Origin of the sequence: Haemophilus sp. SZY H8 (assembly GCF_018829755.1) — a bacterium.
Lineage (GTDB): Bacteria > Pseudomonadota > Gammaproteobacteria > Enterobacterales > Pasteurellaceae > Haemophilus > Haemophilus haemolyticus_K.
Genome location: NZ_JAHKJY010000001.1, coordinates 41,195 through 61,648 on the forward strand (window position 1 = coordinate 41,195; position 20,454 = coordinate 61,648).

A 20,454-nucleotide genomic window follows, 5' to 3' on the forward strand; every position below is an offset into this window, starting at 1 on the left:
ATTAGATCTCATTACACAAACCTAATCCAGATAAAAATTCAATAAATGCCCGCACTTTTATCGGTAAATGTCTTCTGTTCGGATAGACCACATGAATTTCTAATCTTTGTTGTTTATATTCTGGTAATATTTCAATCAATTCACCTTTTTCGAGAGATTGACCAATAATAAATCTAGGTAAATTCACAATGCCTAGTCCTGCTTTTGCCATTTCTAATAAGGCTAAACCACTATTGCTTACCACTTTGGGTCGGATTTTGAAACGTTGTGTTTGATTTATGCGTGAGCCAACCCAATTCACTTGATTCATTACATTTTTATAAAGTAAGCCATTGTGATGTTCCAAATCATCAGGTGTTTGTGGAATACCATTCGCTTCAAGATAGTTTGGTGATGCCACAAAGTGTAGCGTATTTGTGCTGATTTTTCGTGATACAAGAGAACTGTCCGCCATATGGCCGATATGTAATGCAAGATCATAGCCTTCTGCCACAAGGTCAATTTTTTTGTCATTAAACTCAATTTCAACATGTAGATTAGGATGTTCAGCAATAAATTGCGGTAAGTTCGGTACGATGAAAAGTAAACCAAAATCCCGAGGAACAGAAATGAGTAAATTTCCTTGTAATGAACTGGTAAGGTGGGTGATGCTAGAATCAGCCTCATCTAAATCAAGTAAAATTCCTTGGCAGAGTTGGTAATACATCATTCCCGCTTCAGTAGGCATAATTTTTCTGGTAGTACGTTGTAACAATCGTGTTTTTAAATGTTCTTCTAACTGTGAAACTAATTTGCTTGCCATCGCCACAGAAATATTTTGTTGCTTTGCCGCCAATGTAAAACTTTGGGTTTCAATGACTTTGCAGAAAATAGAAATCGCGTTGAGTTTATCCATTTATAGACCTTTTTTGAAAAAATGCTTGATTTTGCCTACATAACTTTGCACTATACCCCCAATTTTACAAAATTCTAGTGATATTAGGTAATCAAATGAGTAAATCCTTGGTGATTGTGGAGTCGCCGGCAAAAGCAAAGACCATTAATAAATATTTAGGTAGCCAATATGTGGTGAAATCGAGTGTTGGACATATTCGTGATTTGCCGACGGTTGGTTCTAGTACAGGTGAAAAAGCTAAACCAATTTCAACCAAAGGTATGGATGCCGAAGAAAAAGCAAAAATTAAGGCTGAAAAGGAACGTAATGCCTTAGTTAAACGTATGGGAATTGATCCTTATCACGATTGGAAAGCAAATTATCAGATTTTGCCTGGTAAAGAAAAAGTGGTTTCCGAATTAAAATCGCTTGCTAAAAAAGCAGATCATATTTATCTCGCAACCGACTTGGATAGAGAAGGGGAAGCGATTGCATGGCATTTACGCGAGGTGATTGGTGGCGATGATGAGCGCTTTAGCCGAGTAGTGTTTAACGAAATCACTAAAAATGCCATTAAACAGGCTTTTGAAAAGCCTGAACAATTAAATATGGATCGCGTTAATGCACAACAAACTCGTCGCTTTTTAGATAGAGTAGTGGGCTTTATGGTGTCGCCATTACTTTGGAAAAAAGTCGCGCGCGGGCTTTCTGCTGGTCGAGTTCAATCGGTTGCGGTTAAATTATTAGTAGAACGCGAGCGTGAAATTAAAGCCTTCCAGCCTGAAGAATATTGGGAAGTTGCCGTCCTTACGAATAATCAGAATAAACAAGCTATACGCTTAGATGTCACGGATTATAAAGGTAAAAAATTTGATCCAAAAAATCAAAAAGAAGCACAAAGTGCGGTAGATTTTCTTAATGTTTCAGATTACGTTGTCACAGATTTGGAAACTAAGCCGACAAGTTCTCGTCCTCGTGCGCCATTTATTACGTCAACACTTCAACAAACTGCAAGTACTCGCTTGGGATTTGGTGTTAAGAAGACAATGATGTTAGCCCAACGTTTATATGAAGCGGGTTACATTACTTATATGCGTACGGATTCAACCAATTTGAGTCAAGATGCGCTTAATATGGCACGTAGCTATATTGAAAATCATTTTGGTGCACAATATTTACCAGAAAAACCAAATTTCTATTCTAGTAAGGAAAATGCGCAAGAGGCGCATGAGGCTATTCGTCCATCAGACATTCGAGCATTGCCTGAATCTTTAGAGGGAATGGAAAAAGATGCGGTACGCCTTTATGATTTAATTTGGCGTCAATTCTTAGCATGTCAAATGCCGCCAGCACAATATGATAGTAGTACATTGACTGTTTCTGCTGGCGATTATACCTTAAAAGCAAAAGGCAGAATTTTACGTTTTGATGGTTGGACAAAAGTATTACCACAGATAGGCAAAAATCCTGAAGATCAAGAATTACCTTTAGTTACTGTTTCAGAAAAACTTGCTTTAAAAGAAGTCCAACCCACTCAACACTTTACTAAACCACCAGCTCGTTTTACTGAAGCGGCTTTAGTAAAAGAATTGGAAAAACGTGGTATTGGCCGACCTTCTACTTATGCGGCAATTATTTCTACTATCCAAGAACGTGGCTATGTTCGTACTGAAAATCGTCGTTTCTATGCAGAAAAGATGGGCGAAATTGTGACTGATCGCCTCAATGAGTCTTTTGGTGAATTAATGAATTACGATTTCACCGCGAATATGGAAGATACCTTAGATAAAATTGCCTCCGGTTCAGTGAATTGGAAAACTGAATTGAATCAATTCTTTAAGGATTTTTCTAACCAGCTTTCTAAAGCTGAATTGGATGAACTTGAAGGCGGCATGCGCCCCAATAGCCTTGTGGAAACCGATATTAAATGCCCAACCTGTGGTAGAAAAATGGCAATTCGTACGGCAAGTACAGGGGTATTTTTAGGGTGCACGGGTTATGCATTGCCGCCAAAAGAGCGGTGCAAAACGACGATTAATTTAATTCCTGAAGCAGAATTATTGAATGTTTTAGATGAATCTTCAGAAACCAAAGCATTAATGGATCGTAAACGTTGTACAAAATGTGGAACGGCAATGGACAGCTATATAATCGATGCCCATCGTAAGATCCATATTTGTGGTAATAATCCAAATTGTGATGGATATTTGATTGAAGAAGGTTCATTCAAAATTAAAGGCTATGATGGCCCTGTTGTTGAGTGTGATAAATGCGGTGCGGATATGCATTTAAAACTTGGTCGTTTTGGCAAGTATATGGGATGTACAAATTGCGATAACACGCGCAAAATTTTGAAAAATGGCGAAGTCGCCCCACCAAAAGAAGAGCCAGTACATTTCCCTGAGTTAAAATGCGAAAAATCTGATGCATATTTTGTATTGCGTGATGGTGCGAGTGGTGTATTTATGTCAGCGCATAACTTCCCGAAATCACGCGAAACACGCCCAGTTAAAATCGCTGAACTAGTGCAATATCGCGAGCGTTTACCTGAAAAATTAGCTTATTTAGCAGATGCCCCACAAAAAGACCCAGAAGGGAATGAAGCGATTGTTCGTTTTAGTCGTAAAGAGAAGAAACAATATGTGACTTCTGAAAAAGATGGGAAAGCGACGAAATGGATTGTTGATTTCACCAATGGAAAATGGGTTGAACGAAAAAAATAAGAAGAAAAGTGCGGTAAATCACCGCACTTTTTAGTATATAAAGAAGAAAAAATAAAAGCCCGCAATGGCGGGCTTATTCGATAGAACTTTATAAATTAAGCATGACAGGTTTGACAAGCTGCTTGGAACATCCACACTAATTTTTCTTGTTCTTTAATGTAATCACTCATTTGTGAAGCGGTACCTTCATCATCTGCTTCACCTGCTAGAGTAAGAATTTCACGTTGTTGTTCTAGTAGTGTTTTTAGGCCTTGTAATGTACCTGATAAACATTCTTGTGCACCGCTTACAGCGATATCTTCTTTAATGCGTGAAATTTCTAAATACTGGCTATAAGCATTATTCGGTACATAGCCTAATGTAAGAATACGTTCTGCAACTTCATCAACTTTGGTGATTAAATCGGTATAAATTTCTTCAAATTTTGCATGTAATTCGAAGAAATTTACACCTTTAATATTCCAGTGGTAGCCACGTACATTTGTGTAGAAAACTTGATAGGTGGCAAGTAATTCATTTAGTTTATTTGCTAATTCAGCTGATTGAACTTTATCTAAGCCTATTGATGTTTTTGACATAGTATTTTCCTTCTATCAATGTTAATAATTTGAGCTAATGCTCTCCCTTTGTTGAGAGTCATTATACGTCCCTAAAATATACTGTGAAATTGTTCTATTCAATAAAATTGATAGTTATTAGCTATATGTTAATAAAATGTAATAATTTAAATCTATCAAATTAAGTGATCCAGATCACAGTTTTAAGGAATATTTAGTGAGACACTCGCAGTAAGTAATAAATTTTGTTCTAATAAGTAACATGTATTTTCGATGTTTTAAAAAGGATAATTTATGCAAGAACTTATAAAAAATGCATTACCACAAGAAAATATAATGAATCAAGCGATTGTAGAAGCACTTCGTTTACAACATTGGGCAGGCTTTTTAAGCCACTCACAAGTGTTACAACTTTGTCGTGATTTTGAATTAACACCATTAAAACTTGCGATACATTTATTACCAATTGCGGCCTGTTATAGCCATACAGCAGTTTCTCATTTTAATGTTGGTGCAATAGCGATTGGTGAACGAGGAGATTTTTATTTTGGTGCCAATCAAGAATTTGCAGGAAAAGCGATTCAACAAACTATTCATGCGGAGCAAAGTGCGATTAGTCATGCCTGGTTACGTAATGAAAGCCGAATTACGGATATAGTGGTGAATTATACGCCTTGTGGTCATTGCCGCCAATTTATGAATGAATTAGATAGCGCTGATAAACTATCAATTCACTTACCACATAGCCAAAATAATTTATTGCATACTTATTTACCTGATGCATTTGGTCCTAAAGATTTAGATATCGAAACACATCTTTTAGCGAAAGAAGAGCATCATTTAGCAGCAGACTCCCAAGATCCGCTTATAAATCATGCAATTTTAGCCGCTAACCAATCCCATTGTCCTTATTCGCATAGTCCACACGGTATTGCGATTTTATTTAAAGATGGAGATATCGTAACTGGACGCTATGCGGAAAATGCTGCATTTAACCCAAGTTTACCCGCTTTGCAAACTGCGCTTAATTTTGCTTATTTAAATGATAAAAAATTAAGTGAAATTGAAAGGGTTGTGATGGTTGAAAAAGCACTTACACTAAGTCATCGAGTCATGGCAGAATCTTTATTATTGGGGCTGTCAGCAATTAAATTAGAATATATCGCATTATAGAAATTTAAAGAACTATCTTGTCATTATTATAAATATATGAAAAAGCCGCACTTTAAAAGTACGGCTTATTAAGTTCTATCTTTATGGAAGAAATTATTCCACACCAACCATTACAGAAGTTGCTTTGATGATTGCGTACGCTTCTTTACCAACTTCTAAGTTTAATTCTTTAACTGCTGCTAAAGATACAGTAGAAGAAAGTACGTTACCGCCACCGATATCAATGTGAACGATCGCGTTTACTGAACCGTTTTCGATTGAAACAACTTTACCTTTTAATTGGTTTCTTGCACTAATTTTCATAACATTTCCTTGTTAGTTGGGGTTTGAAAGAGCCTATATATTATCTTACAAAAAGCCAGTCGTAAATAAACCTAGAGTTTAAAACTCTCAAAAAATTGACCGCACTTTTATAGGCATTTTGCAGGTTTCGGCAAGCCTGCTAGTTTTGTAGCTTGTTTTGCGGGGCCTTCAGGAAATAAGCGTTGCAAATAACGGCTATTACCTTTATCTGCCCCAAGCTTTTCTGCCATTGCTTTTACCAACATACGGATGGCTGGGGAGGTGTTATATTCTTGATAAAAGTCTCGTACAAAGTAAATCACTTCCCAATGGGCATCTGTTAATTCAATATTTTCTAACTGCGCAATAGAACGAGCGACATCTTCGTTCCATTGTTGGCTATTAAGCAAATAACCATCTTTATCAGTTTTAACTTCTATTCCATTGATATTCAACATATTAATTTACTTCTTTAAAGTTAATCATTTCGTTGTTTGAAAAATCTGTTTGATCTTCATCCTCAAATTGCATTGGCGTGATTCGTTCTTCATCAAATGCGGTATCGCCTTCAATGCCATCAATTAGTTGGCCATGTTTGATTCCTTTGAAATCAAATAATTTTGGATCACACATATGTGACAATGTAATGTTTTGCATTGCGCTGAACATAGTTTCTAAGCGTCCCGGATATTGGCGATCCCAAGTATTAAGCATTTCTTTTACCACTTGGCGTTGAAGATTTGGTTGTGAGCCACATAGGTTACAAGGAATAATCGGAAATTCCTTCGCGATAGCATATTTTTCAATGTCTTTTTCTTTGCAGTAAGCAAGCGGACGAATCACAATTTGTTTGCCATCGTCAGAAATCAATTTAGGTGGCATGGATTTCATTTTGCCGCCATAAAACATATTTAAAAATAGTGTCGCTAACATATCGTCTCGGTGGTGTCCTAAAGCAATTTTGGTTGCACCAAGTTCTGTGGCAGTACGGTATAAAATTCCACGACGTAGGCGAGAGCAGAGTGAACAAGTGGTTTTTCCTTCTGGAATTTTTTCTTTCACAATTCCGTAAGTATTTTCTTGTACGATTTTGTAATCTACGCCAATGCTTTCTAAATATTCAGGCAATACATGTTCTGGAAACCCCGGTTGTTTTTGATCAAGGTTTACCGCAACAATATCAAATTTAATCGGCGCACTTTGCCGTAAATTCAACAAAATATCGAGAAGCGTATAACTGTCTTTTCCTCCGGACAAACACACCATGACTTTATCGCCATCTTCGATCATTCCAAAATCTGCAATAGCATTACCTACGTTGCGGCGAAGACGTTTTTGTAATTTATTGAAATTATAGGTTTGTTTTTTTTCTTGTTGGGCTAACTGGGTTAATTCGCTCATTCTATTATCTTTAGTTATTCATGAAAGGCGCACATTATACGTGAAAAATTAGAGCAAGATCGCATTTTCCTAAAATTTAGGAGTAATATCTTCTTAACTGTAGATGAACAGATCTAATCTGATAATAATGGCATTTTAATCATAGTGAAATAAAATCTATAATTTCCATTTTAAAACAATAAGTTAAGGGTTTGTACTAGCTATCTACTACAATCCTAAACTATAAACTAGTTAGATTCTCTGTAATCTTCTCCGTCTATTATGATTACATAACTGAATGATACTTTTATCTGTCTAGCGAGTATTTATTTGTACGTTGAAAATAGCTATAGGTAGCAGATTAATTCTAAATGATCCTTCATTTAAAAATTGGGAGAGTGTTTAGCCTAATATAGAACATTCATAAAAAATTACTTAAAATAACCGCACTTTTACAAGGAATTTTTATGCCCATTCGTCCTAATCTTGCTGAAAAAAACACCATTATACAACGACATAAATTGAAACTAGATAAATCCTATTTTACGCAACCTACCGTTATTTGGGTTAGGCGTGGTAGGAAAATTTTGCGTTGGATAAATGGAGAGAAAATTATCCAAGCTGGTGAAATGATAATGTTGGCAGGAAATCAACGCTTTGATGTGATTAATGAACCTGATGAAATAGGTGTATATCAAGTGGATTGGTTATCTATTGATAATGCAGTGGTTGAGAGATTTTTTGGGCTGCTTTCGGATCCAAAAACCTTTGACAGCCTGTTTCACTTGCCTGCACATCCTTTTATACAGCAAGCTTTTTCGATTGTTTCAAAAGCGCTTTCCAGTGATGAAATTCCTGATCGTATTGTAGAAATTCGCTTGTGGGAATTGCTGGCTTGGTTGTCTGAACAGGGGGGTATCTTTAATCCCTTTTCTACACCTTCTTTAAAATGTCAAATTAGTAAGAAAATTTCAGAAAATTTTGAGTATCACTGGAAAATTGGTGATATTGCAAAATCGTTAAATACCAGTGAAGCTACATTGCGCCGTCACCTCGCCGCAGAAAAAACATCGTTTCGGGAAGTATTAACCACAGTTCGAATGATGCGAGCGTTGAATTTGTTACAACTCACTCAACGCCCAATTTCACAAATCGCCTATGAAGTTGGCTATGAAAGTCATTCACGTTTTTCCGTGAAGTTTAAACAATATTTTGGGTGTTCTCCGTTAGAGGTTCGGCAATCTAGTGCTGTTTAACGACTATGTTCTACAATAATAGAAGCTTCGGCAAGGGCATTAGCTTTAGTAAAATAGCCGACTACAGCAGGCATTGTATCTGCAGTCACATTTGGCAGGGTTTCTACACTTACCGCTGTAACTTTGATTTCGTAGCGATGTTTTTGTCCTTCGGGTGGACAAGCTCCGCCAAAGCCTGGCACGCCAAAATCAGTGCGGGTTTGTAGCGCACCTTGTGGTAAATTATTACCATCAGCTTTAATGCCTTCAGGAAGAGCGGTCGTTTTTGCAGGAATATTTACAACTATCCAATGCATCCAGCCAATGCCTGTTGGTGCATCTTTATCATAGATCGTCACCACAAAACTTTTCGTCCCTTTCGGGGCATTTGCCCAAGAAATCGCTGGTGACAGATTTCCTCCATTGCAACCAAAACCATAATCGGCACTTAATAAGTTTTTAGCGTGAAATCCGTGTTTAGGTAAATCTGGCACATTAATGCTAAAAACTGATGAGTTGGCACAAGATGTACCAGCAATAAGCGAACAAAATACTGTTGAGATCATTTTTTTCATGATTTTTCCTTTTTTGATGTACATGAGGTATCAGTATAGGAAATCTTATTAACTAAAATTGTGCAAAAACGCTCAAATGTTTTTTATTTCTAGTATTTTTTGAAAATTTTTTGAAAAATTAAATTCTTTCTTTTATTTTACCAACTACCACTTTTCACAGCAGAAATCTCCTGAAATTAATTATCTAAAGTATTATATTTTTAGAAACCTATAAATATCTTTATTTTTTAATAAAATAGGTAATATTTGTGTTTCTCCTGCGTTAGAAATAGGAAAAGTGCGGTCAATTCAAAAGAAGATTTTTAAGATCCGCAAAAAATCCTGTATAATCTTTCCAATTTTTTGTTCAATTTTAACGCTTTGCAATTCAATGATTGAAACATCCCAAACTATTCCAGAACTCGTCTCTTGGGCAAAAGATCGCGAGTTTTCTTTGAATTTACCTACCGAACGCTTGGTTTTCCTGCTAGCGATTGCAATTTATAACAACGAACGTTTAGATGGCGAAATGTTAGAAGCCGATCTTGTGGATATTTTCCGCCACACGATGAATGCTTTTGAGCAATCCACGGATGCCATTGCAACACGAGCGAATAATGCAATTAATGAATTAGTGAAACAACGTTTGTTAAATCGTTTTAGTAGCGAATTTACTGAGGGCTTGGCGATTTATCGTTTAACGCCATTAGGTGTTGGTGTGTCTGATTATTACATTCGTCAGCGTGAATTTTCTGCATTGCGTCTTTCTGTACAACTTTCCATAGTGGCAGATGAAATTCAACGTGCTTCTGACTCGGCAGAAGAAGGCGTGGAGAATAATGAAAGTGAACATTATTGGCGTCGTAATGTGTTTGCACCATTAAAATATTCCGTTGCAGAGATTTTTGATAGCATCGACCTTTCACAACGTATTATGGATGAAAACCAGCAAAGTATTAAAGATGAAATTGCAGAGCTTCTTACTAAAGATTGGCAAGCGGCAATTTCAAGCTGTGAACGTTTATTAGATGAAACATCAGGGAATTTGCGCGAATTGCAAGATACGTTAAATGCAGCTGGGGATAAGCTTCAGGCACAATTATTGCGTATTCAAGATTGTGTGATTGGGCGTGATGATTTGTATTTTATTGATCAATTAATTACAGATTTACAATCTAAACTTGACCGAATTATTAGCTGGGGACAACAAGCCATAGACTTATGGATTGGTTATGACCGCCATGTGCATAAATTTATTCGTACAGCCATTGATATGGATAAAAATCGTGTATTCTCACAACGTTTACGTAATTCTATTCATCATTATTTTGAGCATCCTTGGTTCTTATGGACAGCGCAAGCTGAGCGTTTAGTTGATCTACGCGATGAAGAAATGGTGTTGCGTGAAGATGATGCTTTAGGTGAATTACCAGAAGAATTGCAATACGAATCCCTTTCTGATTTACATGATCAAATTGTAGAGCATATGCAAGGCTTACTGATTGCTTATCGTGAAAATAACCGTCCGATTGATTTGAGTTTAGTGTTAAAAAAACAACTGGAAAATTATCCACTTTCTCGTCATTTTGATGTGGCTAGAATCATTGTTGATCAAGCAGTACGCCTTGGTATGGCAAATGATGATTTATCGGGTATTTATCCAGATTGGCAAGCAATTAATGAACGTGGTGCAGAAGTGCAAGCGCATGTGATTGATAAGTATTGATTTTAAGATAATTTAAAAGCTAATTTCGACGGAATTACTTCTGTTAGATCTCCCCAATCCCTCTTTGCTAAATAGGGGAATAATAATGAAATAATCGATATTGAGATTATTTCATTGTGTTAGAAAATGCTGAAAGAATCTGCAAGAATTGATTTGTTAAAGAATATCCCCCTCTTTAGCAAAGAGGGGCTAGGGGAGATTTGGCAATAATGATTAACGAAGAAAGTAACTGAATAAAGTTTTAATAGAGAAATAACCTATGACAGACAACCTTCAAGATGTAATTTCCCCAAAACTCGCTGTGGCGATTGCAAATCCAATATTTCCAGCGGTAGATAGTCTATTGCGCTCAGGTCGCCATATCAGCACGGAGCATTTAGATAATCACGCATTTTTAATGGATTTCCAAAATGAATTAGACGGATTTTATCGTCGCTATAACGTGGAACTAATTCGTGCGCCAGAAGGATTTTTCTATCTCCGTCCGAAAGCAACGACATTAATTGCGCGTTCAGTACTTTCTGAGTTGGAAATGCTTGTTGGTAAAGTGCTTTGTTATCTTTATTTAAGCCCAGAACGTTTAGCTCAACAGGGCATTTTTAGCACGCAAGAAGTGTATGATGAATTATTAAATCTTGCTGATGAAGGAAAATTATTAAAAGCAGTTAATCAGCGTTCAAGTGGTTCTGACTTAGATAAACAAAAATTGGCAGAAAAAGTGCGGGCGGCAATTGGTCGTTTACGTCGTTTAGGTATGATTCAAACTGTTGGTGAACAAAATAGTGGGAAATTTACAATTTCTGAATCTGTATTTCGTTTTGGTGCGGAAGTACGTAGCGGAGATGATCCATTAGAAGCCCAAGCTCGACTCATTCGTGATGGGGAAGCGGCAACACCAGAATCCTTAGCGTTGGAAAAACAAGCGCAATTAGTGGAAAACGATGCGGAAAGTGCGGATGAAATTGACGAAGAATTTGACGGAGAACAAGAATAATGTCTGATGTTTTTGAATTAGAAAATGAAATCGAATTAGAGAGCGATGAAGTCATTATGGAAAATGAACACGTCGAAGAAATCGTTGAAACGCCAATGCCTTTTAGCATGACACCAAATAATGGTGTAGAGCGCGGTAAATTCCGTTCTTTAACCTTAATTAACTGGAATGGTTTTTTTGCTCGTACTTTCGATTTAGACGAATTAGTTACCACGCTTTCTGGGGGGAACGGTGCAGGTAAATCAACTACAATGGCTGGGTTTGTTACCGCATTAATTCCAGATTTAACCCTTTTACATTTCCGAAACACAACTGAAGCTGGCTCCACAGGCGGTTCTCGCGATAAAGGTTTACATGGTAAATTGCGTCCAGGTGTTTGTTACGCGGTATTAGACACCATTAACTCACGTCATCAACGTATTCTTGTCGGTGTGCGTCTGCAGCAAATTGCAGGTCGTGATAAAAAGGTTGATTTAAAAACGTTCTCAATCCAGGGTGTTGAATTATCTCAAAATCCGACCGCACTTTTCACTGAAACAGTGGGCGAACGTCAAGCTCGTGTACTCAATTTAAACGAACTCAAAGATAAAATTGAAAATATTGGTGCGCAATTCAAACAATATCATTCCATCACCGATTATCACGGCATGATGTTTGATTTAGGTATTATTCCGAAACGTTTACGTTCAGCATCAGACCGCAGTAAATTCTATAAACTTATCGAAGCGTCTTTATACGGTGGTATTTCCAGTGCAATCACACGCTCTTTACGTGACTATTTATTGCCAGAAAATTTAGGTGTGCGCAAAGCTTTCCAAGATATGGAAAGTGCATTGCGTGAGAACCGTATGACTTTAGAGGCTATTAAGGTCACGCAATCAGATCGCGATTTATTCAAACATTTAATTACTGAAACCACTAATTATGTTGCTTCGGATTATATGCGTAATGCGAATGAACGCCGTGGCAATATTGAGGCTGCATTAGAATCTCGTCGTGAGTGGTATAAAGCAAAAGCAGAGCAGAATTTATCTCAACATCGTTTAGTTGATTTAAGTCGAGAAGCGGCTGAATTGGCAGAAAATGAACGTACTTTAGAAGTTGATCATCAAAGTGCGGTTGATCATCTTAACTTAGTGTTAAATGCTTTGCGTCACCAAGAAAAAATCACGCGTTATCAAGAAGATATTGCAGAACTCACCGAGCGTTTAGAAGAACAAAAAATGGTGGTTGAAGATGCGAATGATGCGTTAGAAGAAAGCCAAGCCCAATTTGAACAAACCGAAATTGAAATTGATGCGGTACGAGCTCAATTAGCAGACTATCAACAAGCATTAGATGCCCAACAAACTCGCGCACTTCAATATCAACAAGCCATTGCAGCTCTTGAAAAAGCGAAAACATTATGCGGTTTAGCTGATTTAAGTGTTAAAAATGTAGAAGATTATCACGAAGAATTTGAAGCACATGCTGAAAGTTTGACGGAAACCGTGCTTGAACTCGAGCACAAAATGTCTATTTCTGAAGCAGCAAAATCTCAGTTTGATAAAGCGTACCAATTAGTATGCAAAATTGCGGGTGAAATGCCTCGTTCTGCGGCGTGGGAAAGTGCCAAAGAATTATTACGTGAATATCCAAGCCAAAAATTGCAGGCACAACAAACGCCACAACTTCGTACAAAATTACATGAACTTGAGCAACGTTATGCTCAACAACAAAGTGCGGTCAAATTACTTAATGATTTTAATCAACGTGCTAATTTAAGTTTACGAACGGCAGAAGAATTAGAGGATTATCACGCAGAGCAAGAATCGTTAATTGAAGATATTTCTGCTGAACTTTCAGAACAAGTGGAAAATCGTTCTGCGCTTCGTCAAAAACGTGAAAATTTAACCGCACTTTATGATGAAAATGCGCGTAAAGCCCCAGCATGGCTGACAGCTCAAGCTGCATTAGAACGTTTGGAACAACAAAGTGGCGAGACGTTTGAACATAGCCAAGATGTGATGAATTTTATGCAATCACAACTTGTGAAAGAGCGTGAACTCACGATGCAGCGTGATCAACTTGAACAAAAACGTTTGCAATTAGATAAACAAATTTCTCGTTTAAGTCAGCCAGATGGTTCAGAAGATCCTCGTTTAAATATGTTGGCAGAACGTTTTGGTGGGGTGTTGCTTTCAGAGCTTTACGATGATGTAACCATTGAAGATGCGCCTTATTTCTCCGCACTTTACGGGCCTGCACGTCATGCTATTGTTGTGCGTGATCTCAATGCTGTGCGTGAACAACTTGCGCAATTAGAAGATTGCCCTGATGATTTGTATTTAATTGAAGGCGATCCTACCGCATTTGACGACAGCGTATTATCCGCACAAGAACTTGAGCTAGGTGTTGTCGTGCAAGTTTCAGATCGTGAATTACGCTATTCAAGATTCCCTGAAATCCCATTATTCGGGCGTGCAGCACGTGAAAAACGTTTAGAAGAATTACAAATTGAACGTGATGAAGTGGCAGAACAACATGCCCAAATTGCATTTGATGTACAAAAATGCCAACGTTTACACGAACATTTCAGCCAATTTGTTGGGTTGCATTTGGCGCTGGCATTCCAGCCAAATCCAGAAGAGTTAATGTCTGAGATTAATCGCGAACGCAATGAAATTGATCGTGAATTAAACCAATTTAATAGCGGCGAACAACAATTACGCATTCAATTAGATAATGCAAAAGAAAAACTACAGTTACTCAATAAGTTAATTCCACAATTAAATGTATTGGCTGATGAAGATTTAATTGATCGTATTGAAGAATGTCGCGAGCAATTAGATATTGCAGAGCAAGATGAATATTTTATTCGTCAGTATGGCGTAACGTTGTCACAATTAGAGCCGATTGCAAATAGTTTACAAAGTGATCCAGAAAATTACGAAGGCTTAAAAAATGAATTAACTCAAGCGATTGAGCGTCAAAAACAAGTTCAACAACGTGTATTTGCGTTAGCTGATGTTGTACAACGTAAACAGCATTTTGGTTATGAAGATGCAGGGCAGGCTGAAACTTCTGAACTCAACGAAAAACTTCGCCAACGTTTAGAACAAATGCAGGCTCAGCGAGATACGCAACGTGAGCAAGTTCGTCAAAAACAAAGTCAATTTGCCGAATATAATCGCGTATTGATTCAGTTACAAAGTTCTTACGATAGTAAATATCAGCTCTTAAATGAGTTGATTGGTGAAATTAGCGATCTTGGCGTGAGAGCTGATGATGGTGCTGAAGAACGTGCTCGTATCCGTCGTGATGAATTACATCAACAACTTTCAACGAGCCGTCAGCGTCGTTCTTATGTAGAAAAACAACTGACATTAATTGAAAGCGAAGCTGACAACTTAAATCGTCTAATCCGCAAAACCGAACGTGATTATAAAACTCAACGTGAATTAGTTGTGGCAGCGAAAGTGAGTTGGTGTGTGGTTTTACGTTTATCACGTAACTCTGATATGGAAAAACGCCTCAATCGCCGAGAACTTGCTTATTTATCTGCAGATGAGTTACGTTCAATGTCGGATAAAGCATTAGGTGCGTTGCGTACAGCGGTGGCGGATAATGAATATCTACGTGATAGCCTAAGAGTGTCTGAAGATAGTCGCAAACCTGAAAATAAAGTGCGGTTCTTTATTGCGGTGTATCAGCATTTACGTGAACGTATTCGCCAAGACATCATTAAAACGGATGATCCGATTGATGCCATTGAACAAATGGAGATTGAGCTTTCTCGTTTAACGGCTGAATTAACTGGCCGTGAGAAAAAATTGGCTATCAGTTCTGAAAGTGTTGCAAATATTATGCGTAAAACGATTCAGCGTGAACAAAATCGTATTCGTATGCTCAACCAAGGCTTACAAAACATTGCGTTTGGTCAGGTGAAATCTGTTCGTTTGGTAGTGAATATTCGTGATACCCATGCCATGTTGTTGGATTCGCTTTCTGGTCAGCAAGATGAATATCAAGATTTATTCAACGATAACCGCATCACCTTCTCTGAAGCTATGGCGAAGCTCTATCAACGCATCAATCCACATATTGATATGGGGCAACGCACAGCGCAAACAATTGGTGAAGAATTGTTAGATTACCGTAATTATCTTGAACTTGAAGTAGAAGTATTCCGTGGTGCTGATGGTTGGTTACGTGCTGAAAGTGGTGCATTATCAACAGGTGAAGCTATTGGTACAGGTATGTCAATTCTCTTAATGGTTGTTCAAAGCTGGGAAGAAGAAAGCCGTCGAATTCGTGGTAAAGATATTGTGCCTTGTCGTTTGTTGTTCTTAGATGAAGCAGCACGTTTAGACGGTAAATCTATTTCTACCTTATTCGAACTTTGCGAACGTTTAGATATGCAGTTACTTATTGCGGCACCAGAAAACATTAGCCCAGAAAAAGGGACAACTTATAAACTCGTGCGTAAAATCGCAGGCAACCAAGAGCACGTACACGTTGTTGGTTTACGCGGATTTGGTGCGACAGAATAAGAATATAAATAGGAGCAGAGAAGTGCGGTTGAAAACTTCGGTGTTTTTTACCGCACTTAAGCCTTTAAGGAAGGAATAATGAAAATCTTTACATCAAAAAAAGGACAATTATCACAGCTGAAGCAGCAAAAATTTAAGCTGGAAAAGGATATTCAGCGTTTATTTGAAGAAAATCTTACCTTATTAAGTGGCTATATTTTTATTCGCTCGGAATTTTCTATTAAAAATTCACGTATTGATACCTTAGCTTTTGATCCTGAGACTCAAGCCTTTGTCATTATTGAATATAAAAGACAACAAAATTCTAGTGTGGTTGATCAAGGGATTTCTTATCTTAATTTGATGCTTGAATACAAAGCTGATTTTATTGTGGAATATAATGAAAAGCAAAAATTCCCACTTAAAAGAAATGATGTGGATTGGTCACAATCTAAGGTGATTTTTGTTTCACCTGCTTTTAATGATTTCCAAATTCAAGCCACGAATTTTAAAGATTTACCTATTGAATTATGGGAAGTTAATCGCTTTGATAATGATATTATTACGCTCAATATTATTAATAAATCAAAATCAGCACCGAATATTAAAGCTGTTTCTATTGAAAAAAATGAAGAATTTTCTACATTAAAAGAAATAAAAGTTTATCAAGAATCTGATCACTTAAGTGATAAATCAGATTTTATTCAAGAACTATACGAAGATTTTAAACAAGGCATTTTAAATTTAGATCCTGATATCGAAATTAATACCAGAAAACTTTACATTGCATTCAAAAAAGATCGAAATATTGCAGATATTCGTATCCAACAAAAGAATTTAAAAATTTGGATTAATCTTCCTTATGGAGAGTTAGATGATCCTAAAAATTTAGCAAAAAATGTATCTAATACTGGTCACTGGGGGAATGGCGATTATGAAATCACCATTGAAAGCACCCAATATCTTGAATACATTATGAGTTTAATTAAACAAGCTATTAAGGATTAATAAATGCACAATCTTATTCTTGCCATTCTCTGCAGCGTAGCTGTTTCAGTTTTACTGAAAATAGCCCGTAAAAAAAATATCATTATTGAACAAGCTATCGCATTCAACTACATTACAGCCATCACTTTCAGTTATTTCTTACTCAAACCTGATTTTAAAGGCTTAGCATTTACTGATTACATTGTACAAAGCGAAAACTCACCCATTTTTTTAGTGCTAGGTTTATTGTTACCTAGCGTGTTTATTATTATGTCAAAAGCGGTGGAGTTTGCTGGAATTGTACGTTCTGACGCAGCACAACGTCTTTCGTTATTTCTTCCTATTTTATCAGCGTTTTTAATTTTTAATGAAACACTAAGCCAATCTAAAATCATTGGCGTTGTATTAGCCTTTATTGGTTTATTTTGTTTATTAACTAAGCCAAATCAAGGGCAAAGTGCGGTCAATTTTAAAAGTGTTTTAGGATTAATCGGTGTATGGTTTGGTTACGGCATCATTGATATTTTATTTAAGCAAGTGGCGAAAACCGGCGGTGCATTTCCTGCAACATTGTTTATTTCTTTCTCGCTTGCAGCTTGCATTATTTTTATTTATTTATTCTTAAAACGAACCCAATGGACAACATCAAGTGTAATTGGCGGCATCGTTTTAGGTGTATTGAATTTCTTTAATATTTTATTCTACATAAAAGCACATCAAAGTTTTGCTGGAAATCCAACGCTTGTTTTCGCAGGAATGAATATTGGCGTAATTTGCCTAGGTACGATAACTGGCGCATTAGTTTTTAAAGAAAAAATCAGTAAGCTAAATTGGATTGGTATTATTTTTAGTTTATCGGCTATTTTCTGCCTATATTATTTAGATAAATTTATCGCGTAAAAGAGAGTAGTCATGGCAAAAGATTTCAGCTTTTTTATTTACGATTATGAAAGTTTTGGTGTAAATCCAGCAACAGATCGCCCTGCGCAATTTGCGGGTATCCGTACTGATGCTGATTTTAATATCATTGGTGAACCAATAATGTTTTATTGTAAACAAACCAACGATTATTTACCGGCTCCTGAAGCGGTAATGGTGACAGGAATTACACCGCAAGAATGTAATGAAAAGGGGCTTTCTGAGCCTGAATTTGCCGCAAATATTTTAGCCGAATTTTCTCAACCAAATACTTGTGTCATGGGCTATAACAATATTCGATACGATGATGAAATGACGCGTTATACATTTTATCGTAATTTTATTGATCCTTACGAATACAGCTGGAAAAACGGGAATTCACGCTGGGATTTGTTAGATTTAGTGCGAGCTTGTTATGCCTTGCGTCCAGAAGGGATTAATTGGGCTTATGACGATGATGGAATGCCAAGTTTCCGCTTAGAAAAACTCACTAAAGCAAATGGTATTGAACATGAAAATGCTCACGATGCAATGGCGGATGTATATGCAACTATTGCTATGGCGAAATTAATTAAAGAAAAACAGCCTAAATTATTTCAATATTTCTTTGAAAACCGAGGTAAAAAAGAAATCGAAAAATTGGTTGATACAGGCGCAATGGCGCCTTTAGTCCATGTTTCTGGTATGTTAGGGAATTATCGTGGAAATTGCACTTGGGTTGCACCTTTAGCTTGGCATCCGACAAATCAAAACGCACTCATTGTTTGTGATTTAACTGGCAATATCGATAATTTATTAGCCAAAAGTGCGGATGAATTGCGGACAGATTTATATACCAAAAAATCGGAATTAGAAGAAAGGGGAGTTTCATCTGTTCCATTAAAGCTTGTGCATATCAATAAATGTCCTATTTTGGCGCCAGCCAAAACCTTGTTACCAGAAACAGCAAATCGCTTGGGCATTGATCGACAATTATGCTTGGATAATCTTGCAAAATTACGAGCATCTTTTGATATTCGTGAAAAAGTGGCAGATATTTTTAATGAAGAACGTCAATTTGAATCGAATGATAATGTAGAAACTGAATTATACAATGGCTTTTTCAGCAATGCTGATAAAAATAATATGTCTATTTTACGTAGTTTACCTGCAGAAAAATTAGCTGAACATGGTTTAGCTTTTGAAGATAAACGTATCCCTGAATTATTATTCCATTATCGAGCGCGCCATTTTTATAAAACCCTCACACGCGCTGAACAAATTAAATGGCAAAAATACCGACAGAATAAACTTGAAAAAAGAGCGGTAGATTTTGAATCAAGTTTACAACGTTTAGCTGAGGAACATTCAGATAACCCTGAAAAACTATCTTTGCTACAACAAGTATATGAATATGGTATAAAACTACTAGGTTAGTCGATACGTTGTCACATTTTTTTAGAAGAGCACGTTTTAATAAAAACGTGCTTTTTTGTTTTTTTCTGGGAAGAATTATCCAAAAAATCACCACATTAAATTCGCCCCTGTAAATAACAAAGCGATAGTTAACTACTTACAGGACTTAATGCGAAACGCTCGAATACATATTTTATTTAGGCATTTTTCTATAGAACATCACTTTTTTTCTTGCATCAGGGCTTCTGACATAAATAAGCAAAATGTACATAGATAAAATAAACAGAATAAATGCAAGAATGCCAAAAAGGCTAAAGCCTGCAGATCCACTTAGATTTTGTATAGACGTAAAAATATGTTCACCCAAGAAACGTAAGGTGAAATAAGCACCTATAACGCTGATAATTAATGAGATGATGAAATAAGGCATTAAACTTTCACCATACTTAACGGTAGCTTGGCAACCTCTGCAAACCTTAATACCTCTTTCTGACTCTGTAAAACAGAATGGGCATTTAATAATTTCATTTTTATTATCAGTCATGCTGACTCCTTTCTATCTAACTAAGTTGGAATTATATATAAATGTAGGTTTTTCTATCAAGTTGCAAGCTCAGCCTTGAACATAGATAATCTTTACATTTCATTGACATTTTAACCTAACCATTCAATAAAACGATAAAATAGCACGTTACAACGTGTTATCCAGCCTTATTTTGTCTTGTTTTGCTAGTACCTGTGACTTGTGTATAACTGTGTGATTTATTTAATCCGTAGTTTCCGCTAACCTGATAACTAATTTCGCATAATGTATATTATGTTAAATTAATTGATTGTGAAGTAACGCTTATAGGATGAATTTCTACTCTTCTTTCAAAGCTTTTTTCAGTCCGCCCGATGGAAGTCAAAAAATAAGATCGCGCTACGTAAAATCTGAGCACTTTATTGCAGGATAACCTCATTACAATTTAAAACTTAGCATTAAGATGTGACGTTGTATTATTAATCAGAACATTAATTCAACATAAATGAGAATAGTTGTTATTGATTTTACTCTTTAAAATTAATAGGTTATAAAAAAAAATCAAAGAAAAAACTTGCAAATTCTCATTTAGATACCTAAAATGAGAATCGCAAATTGAGCT

16 protein-coding genes are annotated in these 20,454 nt (G+C 36.5%); 9 read left to right on the forward strand and 7 right to left on the reverse strand.

The window, feature by feature from the left end; all coding sequences use genetic code 11:
- Position 1: 1 nt before the first annotated feature.
- Complete coding sequence (locus tag KKW16_RS00175) at positions 2-895, reverse strand: LysR family transcriptional regulator (protein ID WP_111407429.1); 894 nt, start codon at positions 893-895, stop codon at positions 2-4.
- A gap of 95 nt (positions 896-990) precedes the next feature.
- Between KKW16_RS00175 and topA the strand changes: the two genes are divergently transcribed.
- A complete protein-coding gene (gene topA / locus KKW16_RS00180; RefSeq protein WP_111407428.1) occupies positions 991-3,597 on the forward strand; it encodes a type I DNA topoisomerase in 2,607 nt (868 codons plus the stop codon).
- A gap of 95 nt (positions 3,598-3,692) precedes the next feature.
- Here topA and KKW16_RS00185 read toward each other — a convergent pair whose 3' ends face one another.
- On the reverse strand, positions 3,693-4,175 hold the full coding sequence (locus KKW16_RS00185; protein ID WP_111407427.1) for a Dps family protein: 483 nt from the start codon (positions 4,173-4,175) through the stop codon (positions 3,693-3,695).
- 273 nt (positions 4,176-4,448) lie between these two features.
- Here KKW16_RS00185 and cdd point away from each other — a divergent pair, with 273 nt between their 5' ends.
- Positions 4,449-5,327, forward strand: a complete 879-nt coding sequence (gene cdd / locus KKW16_RS00190) for a cytidine deaminase (RefSeq protein ID WP_111407426.1) — start codon at positions 4,449-4,451, stop codon at positions 5,325-5,327.
- 93 nt (positions 5,328-5,420) lie between these two features.
- Here cdd and KKW16_RS00195 read toward each other — a convergent pair whose 3' ends face one another.
- The 3 genes from KKW16_RS00195 to ttcA all read right to left on the reverse strand — a co-directional run bounded on the left by KKW16_RS00195 (position 5,421) and on the right by ttcA (position 7,010).
- Complete coding sequence (locus KKW16_RS00195; RefSeq protein ID WP_005631673.1) at positions 5,421-5,630, reverse strand: TOBE domain-containing protein; 210 nt, start codon at positions 5,628-5,630, stop codon at positions 5,421-5,423.
- Positions 5,631-5,737: 107 nt separating this feature from the next.
- Positions 5,738-6,067 (reverse strand): TusE/DsrC/DsvC family sulfur relay protein, encoded by a 330-nt coding sequence (locus KKW16_RS00200; protein WP_111407425.1) that lies wholly within the window; start codon positions 6,065-6,067, stop codon positions 5,738-5,740.
- 1 nt (position 6,068) lies between these two features.
- Positions 6,069-7,010: a tRNA 2-thiocytidine(32) synthetase TtcA gene (ttcA, locus tag KKW16_RS00205; RefSeq protein ID WP_111407424.1), complete on the reverse strand. Its 942-nt coding sequence runs from the start codon at positions 7,008-7,010 to the stop codon at positions 6,069-6,071.
- Between the two features lie 446 nt (positions 7,011-7,456).
- On the opposite strand from ttcA, the gene KKW16_RS00210 reads away from it, so the two are divergent.
- Complete coding sequence (locus KKW16_RS00210; RefSeq protein WP_240610353.1) at positions 7,457-8,245, forward strand: AraC family transcriptional regulator; 789 nt, start codon at positions 7,457-7,459, stop codon at positions 8,243-8,245.
- Here KKW16_RS00210 and KKW16_RS00215 read toward each other — a convergent pair.
- Positions 8,242-8,799, reverse strand: coding sequence for a YbhB/YbcL family Raf kinase inhibitor-like protein (locus KKW16_RS00215; protein WP_106014275.1), 558 nt, complete (start codon positions 8,797-8,799; stop codon positions 8,242-8,244). The two genes, KKW16_RS00210 and KKW16_RS00215, sit on opposite strands and share 4 nt — an antisense overlap.
- 370 nt (positions 8,800-9,169) lie before the next feature.
- Between KKW16_RS00215 and mukF the strand changes: the two genes are divergently transcribed.
- From mukF to sbcB, 6 genes are all read left to right on the forward strand, one after another.
- Positions 9,170-10,504 (forward strand): chromosome partition protein MukF, encoded by a 1,335-nt coding sequence (gene mukF / locus KKW16_RS00220; protein WP_048953189.1) that lies wholly within the window; start codon positions 9,170-9,172, stop codon positions 10,502-10,504.
- A 259-nt stretch (positions 10,505-10,763) separates the two neighbouring features.
- Positions 10,764-11,498: a chromosome partition protein MukE gene (gene mukE, locus KKW16_RS00225; protein ID WP_048953190.1), complete on the forward strand. Its 735-nt coding sequence runs from the start codon at positions 10,764-10,766 to the stop codon at positions 11,496-11,498.
- The gene (gene mukB / locus KKW16_RS00230) at positions 11,498-16,030 is read left to right on the forward strand and encodes a chromosome partition protein MukB (RefSeq protein ID WP_048953191.1); all 4,533 of its coding nucleotides are present in this window, start codon (positions 11,498-11,500) and stop codon (positions 16,028-16,030) included. Before mukE ends, mukB begins: the two co-directional genes overlap by 1 nt.
- A 78-nt stretch (positions 16,031-16,108) precedes the next feature.
- Positions 16,109-17,017: a DUF5655 domain-containing protein gene (locus tag KKW16_RS00235; protein WP_048953192.1), complete on the forward strand. Its 909-nt coding sequence runs from the start codon at positions 16,109-16,111 to the stop codon at positions 17,015-17,017.
- Positions 17,018-17,020: 3 nt separating this feature from the next.
- Positions 17,021-17,896: a DMT family transporter gene (locus KKW16_RS00240; RefSeq protein ID WP_048953193.1), complete on the forward strand. Its 876-nt coding sequence runs from the start codon at positions 17,021-17,023 to the stop codon at positions 17,894-17,896.
- Between the two features lie 12 nt (positions 17,897-17,908).
- The gene (gene sbcB / locus KKW16_RS00245; protein ID WP_048953194.1) at positions 17,909-19,330 is read left to right on the forward strand and encodes an exodeoxyribonuclease I; all 1,422 of its coding nucleotides are present in this window, start codon (positions 17,909-17,911) and stop codon (positions 19,328-19,330) included.
- A 172-nt stretch (positions 19,331-19,502) separates the two neighbouring features.
- Here the strand turns inward: sbcB and KKW16_RS00250 are convergent, their stop codons facing one another.
- Entirely contained in the window at positions 19,503-19,853 is a 351-nt protein-coding gene (locus tag KKW16_RS00250; protein WP_053087830.1) for a hypothetical protein, read from the reverse strand.
- Positions 19,854-20,454: the final 601 nt, after the last annotated feature.